Source organism: Bacillus cereus group sp. BfR-BA-01382, assembly GCF_022663475.1.
GTDB classification, from domain to species: Bacteria; Bacillota; Bacilli; order Bacillales; family Bacillaceae_G; genus Bacillus_A; species Bacillus_A thuringiensis_S.
Map to the genome: position 1 here is coordinate 22481 of NZ_JAKUFQ010000010.1, position 12304 is coordinate 34784.

The window sequence follows — 12304 nt, forward strand, 5'->3', positions numbered from 1 at the left end:
GAATAAAATCTTGTTCTCGTCAATTACTAAATAGGATTTTGTTTAGGCAGATTTTATTGCTTACACCCTATTTTCTTACGCAAAAATCCCCCTAGTTACATACTAGGGGGATTTAAAATGGCATGACTAAATAAGGCTTTTCCCCCTAGTAGAGCTTTGGCACTATACAACGTAAAGTAATGACAATTCATCACTTAGCTATCTTAAGAAGAGCCTTAACCCGACAATTCCTGTTCTACCCATTGGCGTCTTTCGACATTTTTGGGCAATAGCCTGTGTTTGTATAGGAGCCTCACCTAACAGGTTCAGCAATATAAATTTTATGTATTTGTTTCGTGTAGCAAGCATAAATATATATTTTTTTCTTGTCAAGTAACTGTATTGCTAAAATTATATGTTTTATAGCGTTATGATCCTTTGAAAAATGTTGTGAGAAAATGTATGTAATAATTCCGTATAAGTACATATTTTAGACTTGTAGCGTATAGTTTGATTAAGTAGTTTAACCATATAAATTTGATAAACAGTAAAGCAGATTTTAATCATAAAAGAAGATTTTTTTTAAGAATGGAATTGAAAGTGAGTTGACAAATATTAAATTCTGGTTTAAATTTTGAAGTAATTCAATAATCTTTGTTAGGTGAGGCTCCTGTATAGAGAAACGCTGCTGCCCAAAAATGTCGAGAGACGCCAATGGGTCAACAGGAACGGTCGGATTAAGGCCCTTCTTAATGTAGCTGGTTATAAAAACCTATGCTATACAGTGCTAAAACTCAACGAGGGAGTGGTATACGATTTGATAGAAAGGCACTTCTGTGATTTTGGCAGGGCGGTCTTAATAATCATTTATTTGTATTGTGAAAAAACCTTTACTCCTTTTTGAGTAAAGGTTTTTCTGTTTAATTTTATTTATTTTTATCTTGTCTATATTCGAAAAGGAGGTAATTCTAACTAATGAATTGATTGCAATGTAACTATTATTGCTCTAATAAAAAATCTAAGACAGATAAAATAAAACAAAACCACTCATGAAACTCTAGAGTCTCCCTTAGCAATATGAGGAGGAGTTAACATGAAGAAATTATTAAATGAATTACTTGTAACCCCAAAAAATTTAGATGCAGAGAAGGTTTTACGTCTTCCTTCGTATGATGTTGCGCAAGAAGTAAAACGGTTTTCAATTGAAGATCAAGTCATATTACTAAATACAATACCTGTATTAAAAAGCTCTAAAATTCTTCAATATATGAGTGCAGAAGAAAAATATAATATCTTAATTCACTTATCTGAAAATAAAGCCAAAAAGTTGCTAAATTTACAACCGATTGATGAATTAGTGGATTTACTTCTAGCGGTTCATCCGGAAAAACAGGCTAAATTAATGGCGTATCTAGATAAAATTACAAAACATAACGTGAAAAAATTGATGACTTTCAAACCTGAAACGGCGGGAAGTCTTGTAACAAGTGATTTTGTTGCAGTTAGAGGAAATTGGTCAGTAAAAATGACATTAAAGTACATTAGGAAAAATTCTAAAAATGTAGAATCAATATCTTATAGTTATGTTCTTGATAATCACGGTTATCTTAAGGGAATCGTTTCCATACATGAGTTATTACTAGCACCAGATGAAGAGATATTATCTACTATCATGATTCAAGAGGTAATTTCAGTACAAGCTGAAATTGATCAGCAAGAAGTTGTAAAAAAGCTACTCAATTATAATTTAGCAGCAATACCTGTCACAACAGCAAATAATAAAATGATTGGTATCATAACATTTGATGATGTAATGAATGTTATGGAAGCAGAAGCTACAGAAGATATTCAAAAGTTAGGCGGAAGTGAACCATTAAATCAATCTTACTTTGAAGCTAGCATTTGGAGCATTTTCTTAAAACGTCTACCATGGTTATTACTTCTTTTTGTTGCTGAGGCATATACAGGTACAGTATTAAAGTATTTTGAGGACGAAATTGAAACTGTAGTTGCCCTTGCTTTCTTTGTTCCATTATTAGTAGGTACTGGAGGGAATACAGGAACACAGGTTGTAGCAACAATTACTCGTGCAATTGGTATTGGAGAGATGAAATTTAAAGATATTTTCCGTGTAATGAAAAAGGAACTTGCAATTGGTATGCTTCTTGGACTTGCACTTGCGGTAGCTGGACTCACTCGTGCTTATATGTTAGGTGTTGGAACAGAAGTTGCACAAGTTGTAGCAATCACTTTATTATTTATTGTTATTTGGGCCTCTCTTGTTGCAGCTGTTTTACCTTTAATTCTAAGAAAATTAAAACTGGATCCTGCAGTTGTTTCAGGTCCATTTATTACAACATTTGTTGACGGAACAGGATTAGTAATTTATTTCATGGTTGCAAAGACGTTATTAAATTTGTAAATATACACTAAAAAAAACAAATTTGGAATAAGTATTTTGCCTTGATTACTAAAATATAGTGGGAAATTTAGTAATGAGAAAATCAAACACTTTTGTCTTTAGATAAATAATATTTTAATGGATTTATTGAATGTAATGAATGCTGGAGGATAAAACTATGAAACATCTAAGGAAAATCTTCAAAAGAATCTTGCTTCTATTTTCTATTTTAATGATTATTGGCATAGGAATATTATTTGGTACTAGCTATGGCCGAGAGCTTCGTATAACAATCGCTGGGAGTATACTAACTTCTCAGCATCCACAATATGCGAAATATACATTCCTATCCCAAAAGGAACTAGATAAACTGCAAGATAGAATTAATCATCCGAAATGGTCAAACAGTGATGAGCATATTTATAAAAAAATAGTAGGAAAAAGATTAGAAGAATTAAAAAGTCAGCCATTAGAAATTGATGTAGAAACAATTAAAAGTAATAAAGATAGTCGCTTTCTATTCGAAGGAAAGTTAGTCACTATTAGTAATCCTTTCAATGTTAAACTCGTTAGCCATCAAGGAACACAGGGTGCTAACAGGGGAGAAAAAATTAGTGTAATGGCAAAACGTAATCATGCACTTGTTGCTGTGAATGCAAGTGGATTTGCTGATGAAACAGGAAGGGGTGGAGGAAATGTTGCAACTGGCATAGTAATAGAAAATGGGAAAGCTATTGATACGAATATGGATAGAAATACCCCTACAATTATTACGGGTTTAACAAAGTTTGGGCAAATGATAACAGGAAATTATTCTACCGAACAACTTCTGGATAAACAAATCGTTTCAGCAGCAGGATTTATGCCACAGTTAATTGTAAATGGAGAAAAAATGATTACAGAAGGAGACGGTGGTTGGGGTTCTGCTCCGCGAAGTATTATGGCCCAAAAAGAAGATGGTACAATTATGTTTCTAGTCATTGACGGTAGACAGACGCATAGTATAGGGGCTACGTTAAAAGAGTGTCAAGATATTCTATATGAAAAAGGAGCAGTAAATGCAATGGCTATGGATGGAGGTTCTTCTGCTACGCTATATTTAGGCGGAAAGGTTATAAATTCACCTTCTACATTATCACATGAAGATCGTTATTTACCGAATGCTTGGGTGGTAACAGCAAATCCGAAACAGAAAATAAATATGAAGATAGATGGAGAAAAAGTAAATTCCAAAACATTTGATACAAATATTATATCTAATTAAATAGTAAAAAGAAGCAAATGTAGTAAATATGAAATGTTTTATAAACCAATTAATGTAAAATTTATATTATGTATTTTTTATATAATAAAACTACATTTCAAGAGAAATATATATAATATTTAAACCCTTGTTGTTTTTGGATAGGGAAAAGAATAAGGGTTCAGCAATACAAAATTGCTAAACCCTTATTCTTTATTCTTTCCTATTCTGCCTAAACTATCTTTAATAGTTGTTTCCCCAAGTTGTGTATATAGCAAAGCTGTATCTTGACTGGTATGCCCAAGTTGCTGCATCACTTGTAATGAGTCTTTTTCTTCCATATATAACTTATTTGCCAATGTATGTCGTAATTTATGAGGAGACATTTTTTTGCCAAAGGCTTTAGTATATTTTTCTACTATATCTTGGATAGCCCTAACAGAAAGAGGCTGTGCAGTATGTTTATACTTCGATAAGAATACATTTTGTAATTCTTTCCCTGGAGCATATTTGTTATCTCTAATCTCCATATATTTTTCAAGATCATTTAATGCAATTGGGGTAATCCAAACGGAATCTTCTTTGTTTCCTTTTCGGATTACATCAATTAGTCTTTCCTTTAAGTTTATATCTTCCATGCGGAGGTCTGCCAATTCACTTACACGAATACCACTACCAAGAAAGAGGGAGAGGATAGCTACATCACGCTCCTTATCTCTTAGGAAATAGAATAACTGATGTTTTGTTAAAGATTTTTCATGTTCGTACTTAACATAATTCAGAAATTCTTGATCATCATCATTATGGAATATTTTAGATCTCATACGTTTTGCACGAGCATTTAATGTTTCTTTATCTTTATGTATTTCAATTTTAGCCATTACATTTCTATAAAAATAGCATTCTCCATCTTCATTCTCTGATAGGGAGGTGAGGTACTTAAATAAAGACTTTAAGGCCGAAATTTTTCTGTTAACAGAGGAATTCTGCATGTTTTGTTGTAGTTTTAGAAATCTCATAAAGTTCTCAATATCTTTTTTCTTTAAATTCTCCAAATCAGAGAAGGATATGTCTTTAATGGGCTTAAATTCAATAATTTGTTCAGATAATAGCCAATTAAAGAAGACTCTAAAATCATATACATAATTTAGTAGGGTGGAGGGAGAGGCATCATGCAATTCTTTGTACTCCACAAATTCTTCTATGTAAAAGGGCATTTCATTTAAATTCTCATATAATTTTTTACGATGTACTGATTTTTGACGTTGTTTACTGTAATCCATAAAAATCACCTCATATATACTATAACAGAAAATGGATACGAACACAAGTTCGCGTTAAATTCAATTTTTACACATACTTATTTACATAATTAAATTATGGGATGCTAGAATATAATCGAAATTAAATAAGGATAGTGTAGTCATTCTAATAAAATTATAGATAAGCACGTGATAAATCTGTATTAAGCTATAAAAATTAGTGTAAAAACTACATATAAATGTATGTAAAATAAAACAATTTTTATATATAAATTCATACAAATAATCAATATATGAAAACAGTTTAAAATTCGGTATCTAACATGAATTGGCTAATTTAAGCATGATTATGAGAGGTTAATTAGATGAACTTAAGAAATAATCTTATAAATTAAAATGTAATTTACTATAAAAAATATTAATGACTAACTTAACATTTAATGATTTCTATATAAAGCATGAATTATATAGATACATACCAATATACAGATCTACATGATAACGAGCTCGAAATCCCTAAATACCGTATTAGATTTTTATTTATACATCTTATTATTCGTAAAATTGGTATTTCGCGCGAACTTTCTTTGTGTTTTTTTAGATAAGGAAATCACCGCTCTTCTATTTTTGAATTTCGTTGATCCCGATATTCTCTCTTTATGCTAGAAATACCCTATGGGATTAGGGATTTAAATTTCTATAGAGTAAGTTTTTATATGGAATCCTTTATTTTATAATGATTCTGTCTTATACGGAACATTAAAATAAGGTAAAGATAAAAAGTACATTTATATAAAGTGAACTCTCATTTAATTTCACGTTTAATTTATGATTTCTACATAACAAAGAAAAAGCATCCTATTTAGATGCTCGCCATTCTCTTTTTTCTACATAATAACAATACCAAACACGATACAGCCAACGCCTAATAATATGAACAGTTGTATACGTCACATTGTTTAGCAAGATCTATTCATTCTCGTTGGGCATCTTAATTTTGTGTGCATTTGTTTGTAATATTAACAACAAACAAGACGCCTCTCAGCTTACGACAGCGCCTCCTATAATTGCTATAAACTTGATCAAACTTATTTATCCTCACATTATTTATTTCTTTGCTTCCATACCCCATTATCTTTACGATAAGTATTCTTACCATCCATGAAGTCAGCCGTATTACCTGGAATGCTATATTTCTTATTCTTTTTCTTAGCCTTCTTCTTCAGCCTTTTCTCTTCTTGAATAGCTTGCAAATCCGCCTTCCATTGTTTCAACAAATCCTTTTCATGTCGCATCGAATTTGTACCCCTTGGATTAAAATGTGAACCAAATAATTAGATTCTACCTATTTATATAGATATCCTCCAATCCAATGTACAAAATTATGTTTTTCCTTTTAAATAGACCAACAATATATTAAAATATCCTATATATCCAAGGAGGTTTGTCATGCTCAACTTTCATAAAGAATTACCCCTATTAGGATTCTTTTTATTTTTATACTGTTTCATCAGTACCGTCTTTTTATTACTATTTCTTAGCTTGTAGTAACAATGCAATGCGTATAAATATATATTTAATGTGTAGATTCTATAAAAGAAGTAAAAAAGCACTTCTGTTGGATGATTAATATATACTATATATTAATATTGAATAGCTTTATTGATAGACTTTTTAAATCAATAAATATACTAGCTGAAGCCGATTTATACCCGATATTCTTTCCTTTAACATTAATAGTAATCTCCACTAAATGAAGTTGCACATCATCTTTTTCAAAATTTTTATCTTTAACCTTTTCAACAATTACTACAATATCCACTTCTTTAAAAGTTTTCAGCAATTTTATTTTGTCAACTCATTCCGTTGAGTTATGTGTATAATCACCATCAAAATAAAAATACTCATCAACTTAATAAATCTCTTGAGAATACCTTTCGCAATTTCCAATAGCATTTATTGGCTGATGAATCATGATGATTGCCAATTAACACTAGATTTTCAATCATTTCCACATTCCTCCTTAATTTAAGGTACGAGAAAATATTTGGTATAATATAAGTGCTTTATTATATGTGTTTTCTTCAAACCGTCTTAGGGGAAAAGCAGTTTTTTATTTTTTCAATAGTACTTACTAAGTATTTCTGTTAATATTTAGTTACCGATATGTGTTTCAACCGGCCTGTGCTTCTGTACGGGCTTTTTTGATGCTTTCATGCATCGTAATATCCAGGAACCTGTCTATTAGGCGGTGCATTCTACTAGATTCACGGATATTATGACAAACAAAAGCCTGTCTTATTTACTATATAAAGACTCCATTACAAGCATAATCCCTTATAACTTCTATGGATTATCAACTTTTTCATGTTTTTCATCTGAGTTCTTTACATTCACATTTACGTAACATCTTTATATATTATTTTAATATATTACGTGTTAAACTTATAACATTCCAAGAAGTCCTTTACTTATAGAATCGACAATTCTTCAATACCCTTAGTCTTGCCCTGCATCCCCTGCAGGGCTTTTATCATTTAGCTAGAGTTAATATAACCTTTTGTACGTTTCTTCAACCTTATCTGTGCTGTTATTTATATCTCTAACTCTTAAATTCTTTATGATTCACAAGATTTTCTTTCATTCGTATTCATCTCTCTGCTATTTATCCATTATTTTCCATACTTAATAATCCGTTTATTAATGCGTTCCATAACTTTATCCTTAGTTTGATTTTCAATAACAACCTCTATTTCCCTAAAATTCAATCAAATATTTATAAATTTCTAACGAGTATTAATTGATAGGAATCCCCCATCAGAAAATGGAATTTATTCTCAAAAGTTATTGATTATTGTATCTGTCAAACTATTAATTAATTTATCTCTTCTTCATATTTTTATTGTTTTTTGACCACGATCAAACAAATAAAATACACAAATAGGCAAGGAGCATTAGTATGATTATACAAGAAAAATTATCTTTTTCAGATCTAGATTCATTAGATTCAACTACAGATTCCATAATGGACGCGTTTAAAGATCTTTATGGAATACTTCCTGATGAAATTGCAGTAAATAATGAGACGTTTCCAATTCATAATAAACCCGCTATTACTGAATGTTATGATCACGCTTGTTATAAAATGCTGGGACCTTTTATATTTCGAGATCTTGAAAAACCTTCAATAGATAAAATAACCCTACAGGAACAATTTGTATGTAATCCTAATAATGAAGAAAAAGAGATTTTAGTCACAATAAAAGAACAATGGGCCAATATACAATCTTGGACTTCGAAATCTATTACAGGTTTAACTTTAAAATCAGATCTTATCATTGCAGGTAAATTTCAATCGGGTAATGAATTTAATATTTCAACTTTTGTAGGAGAAAGCAATTCAAAAGCAATTCATACCTCTCCTTCAATTGAACATTCTATTAAAGTACCTCCAAATAGTAAAATGAAAATAGCAATGATAGGAACATTAATTACTGAGGTTCTACATTTCCGATCAATTATAACAGTACAAGGCATGTTTGGTGCATGTTTTCCACGTATGGTTCGTGGACATTATGTTGGGTTTAAAAGTGCTGGTCACATCCTAAATAAAACATTTGGAATAATTGAAGGATCCATTAACAATACAGCACTTCATGATATAGAAATAAATATTAAAAGGATAGAACCTTATTCCGATAAACAAAAAGTGATCAAGTAGTAAAGTTGCAAAGCAAAAAAATATACTGTCTTTTGATTCTATATCATATATAGATAATTAGAATAAGGAAAAGGAAAAATCTATAGCTAAAAGGACTTCAAAATCATTGAATGGAGGAAAATCAATTGTCAAACAAAAATGAGTTAAGTTTTTTCATTATTAGATTAGTATTAGGGTTAACTTTTTTTGCACATGGACTCATAAAATTTCAAGATGGCATTCATTATACAGAAAATTTTTTCAACAGCCTAGGAATATTTGATTGGCTTGCATATCCAGTAGCAATTCTTGAACTAGTGGGTGGAATTTTAGTTATTCTGGGGCTTTGTACACGAATTATTTCAACCTTATTTTCTTTACTTATGGTAGGAGCCATTATTACTGTAAAATTTGATCAAGGATTTATAGGAGGGTATGAATTTTAGTTATTATTATTGGCTGTTTCTTTATTTTTTGTAGTAAATAAAAGTCAATCTATTTCATTAGATCGCTTTCTATCGAATTGTAATAATAAACAACAACAAACTCTGTAAACATAAAGTTTCTCCTCAACACGTAAATTCTTATTTTGCGGAGAAGCTTATTTATATTAATTACTCAATTTAGATCCGAAAAAAACAAAAAGAACCCCTTATATTTTGAAAATTTCTTTTCAAAATATAAGGGGTTTATAATTTAATTTTAAATTATTGTATAAAAAGGACTTCAACTTTCGGTTACATAAATACCTTCTTATCTTTTTTAAAACGCTCTGTATGCATTTTCTCAGTTGTTAATACCACTTTCTGTGGAATCTTATATAATGGTAGTTTATCTTTACAGAACTCTCTTAATCGCTTTCTAAATTCACTTACACTTTCATTTGTATTTAATTTAACCACAGCCTTAACCATTTGTCCTGTGATTGCATTTTTTTCACCAACAACAGCAACCTCTTCTACTCCATCCATTAGTTGTACTACATTTTCAACTTCAGCTGGAAATACTTTTTCTCCGCCAATATTTATAATCTCTGATTTTCTTCCTAAAATTTTAATATAATCTCCATCTACTTCCACCATATCTCCTGTCATAAGCCAGCCATCCTTGGTAAATGGACTTGGAGCATTAATATAACCAATCATTGTAGACATTGATTTAATCTGCAACATTCCATCCACAATTCTTGACTCAATATTCTCATCACTTAGTTTGATCCACAAAGAGTCATTAGATTTAGATTTCGAATATAAAACCCCATATTCTGATAACCCATACATTTGTGTAATTTTAACATGAGGAAATATTTCGTTTATTTTACTTAGTGTAGCCTCAGGCATAACTTCTGATCCATAAGAAATAGTCTGTAAACTATTTAAATTATACTTTTTATAAACCTCGCTCAGTATAAGTAAATTTATAAAAGTTGGTGATGCAGGTAAAGCTTGTACCTGATGTTTCTCAATCATGTTACATACTCGATTAGGGGTACGATCATCAATTATTACCAAACACCCTAAGCTAGAAATAATTTGGAAGAGAGTATTAACCCCTCCAATATGATCAAATAACATAAATGGTATAACACGTTTTGCACTCCTTGCGACACTGTACTTCTTTTGAAGTAATGTAAAATCATGTACAATTGCTTTACTACGTCCAGTTGTACCAGATGAAAACAATACTAATCCTGGATGTTTTAACTTTTTCAGTTGTAATAATAATTCATTTTGAATGTAATCCCTTTGTTTATTGATTATTTCAAAGCTTCCGCTTTCAACTTTAATTACATTTTCTAATTCAACTATTTCATAGTATTCTTCCTTCTTACTGTCAACCAAAGAATTTAAGATTGGTACTACAGTACATCCTAATTCAATAAGTGCTAAAAACATTGCTATAGAGTATGGAGAATAATCAGCTTCCAAAGCGACTGTTGTATAATCTATCTTTCGATGTTCATTTAACTCCCTTGTATAAATCTTTATTTGATTTAGAAACCACTCATATGTGTAGGTTTTCTCCTTCCAAACAATGGCTTCGCATTCTTTATTCATTTCAAACCTTTCAAATAAAAAATCAATATACATACCTAACCTCCTTTTAAATGTTCTTCTTTAATATTTTGTTATGTTAGAGATTTTAACTGTTCCTGGCATTCTAAAATATACGCAACTAATGCTTCTATTGTTTTAAATGGGCTATTATGTTGTGACATTGTATCTAAATTCACCAAATCAACTGATAAACCCAATTCATCTTCTAAGCCTTGTTCAATACTTACCAGTAAAGATACCAGCCCTAACGAATCTAAATACCCCTCCCAATCATAAAGATGTGCTTTCAAGCCTTTTTCAAGATCAATTTTATTTTCAAAATTTTCATTCACTTCTTCAACACAGCACAATACAATCTGAATAATTTTTTCTTTATTTGTACCTTTCAAGTAAATACACTCCTTTTATGAATCATCTTTTTACTATGAAGATTCCCTTCCAGCAACTCTAGTACTGTATAACATGAACACTAAATACACTTCTTCTACTGATAAAGTTTGTCAGTATACGTAGTAGCCTTACTCTACTTCTCCCAATTATCTCTTCCCTATTAAGATTGAAGACTATAATTATGTTGCAGAAGAAATAAAATATTCTCATGCAAGACACACTCTCTATTAATAATATCCATCATTATCAAATTAAAAGATTCGAGATCACTTAAGTTACTATCTTTTTTTAATAATTTAATATGTGCAATCTTATAAAGTCTTTCCCATGATTGTTTTATATTCATTAACTCACTAGTAATATGAATAAATTTATCTTTAAATAACTCGTTCATGTCTATAAGTAAGTCATACAAAAAATATCTACTCCATCTCATATCAAATAAACATTTCAAATACAAAGGGAACATATTTCTTTGTTTATGAAAATCTTCATTTATATTTTCTTTAAGTTCAAGGGCTGCAATCTTACCAAAATAATATATCTTATTGTTTTTTTGCATAACTAAACCTCGAACATACTCACTTGATATTTTTTTTAGTGTTCTTAAAAAAATATCTCTAAGATTTTCCATGCTTATTTTTTCTTGTATAATTACATCAATTGATGAGTAAGATGAAATCCTTTCTATACCTTTTGCTTGAGCCAATTCAGGTATAGCTTTTCCTCCTTTCCAAAAAGAATGGAAATCCTCCATTGATATCTCACCCATAAATTTATTAGGAACTGGATCTTGAACAAATACTCTATCTTCTGTAAGTTTGTTAATTGCGAGGTAATGGTCTGTAACATATTTATCCGTATGGACATCTATATGACTTTTTATAAATTTGGGGTTCAAATAATCATTACTATATGGTAGAAAAAAGGTGCTTCCTAAGGCAATAAATACTTCTTGACGATTCAAACATTCTTTTATATATTGAAGCCCCTTTTCGAAATTAGAATATACATGTTTTTCCACAAGAAATGTTTGATTATATTCTAACAACTGTGTATATCTTGCTACAGAAGGTACCGATGTGATAGTATCCATACGATATGCTGGTATACTATATAACTCTTCATTCGCTATTAAACTCATGTAACTAATGCTACCCATACTTTTTAATTTATCGTGAAGAATTGGTATATAGCATGAATAATAATAAGGGACATCAAAAGTTGGAATTAATTCTTTCATTTTCACTACAGCACTCACCCCGTATTTAT

At 30.3% G+C, this 12304-nt stretch carries 9 protein-coding genes, 1 pseudogene and 2 riboswitches; of the genes and pseudogenes, 4 read left to right on the top strand and 6 right to left on the bottom strand.

The window, feature by feature from the left end; genetic code table 11:
- Positions 1-134 precede the first annotated feature (134 nt).
- Positions 135-311: riboswitch (M-box (ykoK) riboswitch) on the bottom strand.
- Positions 312-625: 314 nt separating this feature from the next.
- A riboswitch (M-box (ykoK) riboswitch) is annotated at positions 626-793 on the top strand.
- 279 nt (positions 794-1072) lie between these two features.
- Together mgtE and MR160_RS06835 are read left to right on the top strand one after the other, a co-directional pair.
- The gene (mgtE, locus tag MR160_RS06830; protein ID WP_242297136.1) at positions 1073-2401 is read left to right on the top strand and encodes a magnesium transporter; all 1329 of its coding nucleotides are present in this window, start codon (positions 1073-1075) and stop codon (positions 2399-2401) included.
- 157 nt (positions 2402-2558) lie between these two features.
- Complete coding sequence (locus MR160_RS06835) at positions 2559-3644, top strand: phosphodiester glycosidase family protein (protein ID WP_242297137.1); 1086 nt, start codon at positions 2559-2561, stop codon at positions 3642-3644.
- A 185-nt stretch (positions 3645-3829) separates the two neighbouring features.
- On the opposite strand, the gene xerS is transcribed toward MR160_RS06835, so the two are convergent.
- The 3 genes from xerS to MR160_RS06850 form a co-directional block, all read right to left on the bottom strand.
- The gene (gene xerS, locus MR160_RS06840; RefSeq protein WP_242297138.1) at positions 3830-4906 is read right to left on the bottom strand and encodes a tyrosine recombinase XerS; all 1077 of its coding nucleotides are present in this window, start codon (positions 4904-4906) and stop codon (positions 3830-3832) included.
- A 1082-nt stretch (positions 4907-5988) separates the two neighbouring features.
- Positions 5989-6180, bottom strand: coding sequence for a hypothetical protein (locus MR160_RS06845; protein WP_001215520.1), 192 nt, complete (start codon positions 6178-6180; stop codon positions 5989-5991).
- Positions 6181-6521: 341 nt separating this feature from the next.
- Positions 6522-6734, bottom strand: a complete 213-nt coding sequence (locus tag MR160_RS06850) for a hypothetical protein (protein ID WP_242297174.1) — start codon at positions 6732-6734, stop codon at positions 6522-6524.
- Positions 6735-7844: 1110 nt separating this feature from the next.
- Here MR160_RS06850 and MR160_RS06855 point away from each other — a divergent pair.
- Positions 7845-8606 (top strand): hydralysin-2, encoded by a 762-nt coding sequence (locus MR160_RS06855; protein ID WP_242297139.1) that lies wholly within the window; start codon positions 7845-7847, stop codon positions 8604-8606.
- A 110-nt stretch (positions 8607-8716) separates the two neighbouring features.
- Positions 8717-9139: pseudogene (locus MR160_RS06860) on the top strand (DoxX family protein).
- 183 nt (positions 9140-9322) lie between these two features.
- Here MR160_RS06860 and MR160_RS06865 read toward each other — a convergent pair.
- The 3 genes from MR160_RS06865 to MR160_RS06875 all read right to left on the bottom strand — a co-directional run bounded on the left by MR160_RS06865 (position 9323) and on the right by MR160_RS06875 (position 12281).
- Entirely contained in the window at positions 9323-10675 is a 1353-nt protein-coding gene (locus tag MR160_RS06865) for an ANL family adenylate-forming protein (protein ID WP_242297140.1), read from the bottom strand.
- A 38-nt stretch (positions 10676-10713) separates the two neighbouring features.
- On the bottom strand, positions 10714-11031 hold the full coding sequence (locus MR160_RS06870; RefSeq protein ID WP_242297141.1) for an acyl carrier protein: 318 nt from the start codon (positions 11029-11031) through the stop codon (positions 10714-10716).
- Positions 11032-11192: 161 nt separating this feature from the next.
- Entirely contained in the window at positions 11193-12281 is a 1089-nt protein-coding gene (locus MR160_RS06875; protein ID WP_346670362.1) for a cysteine peptidase family C39 domain-containing protein, read from the bottom strand.
- Positions 12282-12304 lie beyond the last annotated feature (23 nt).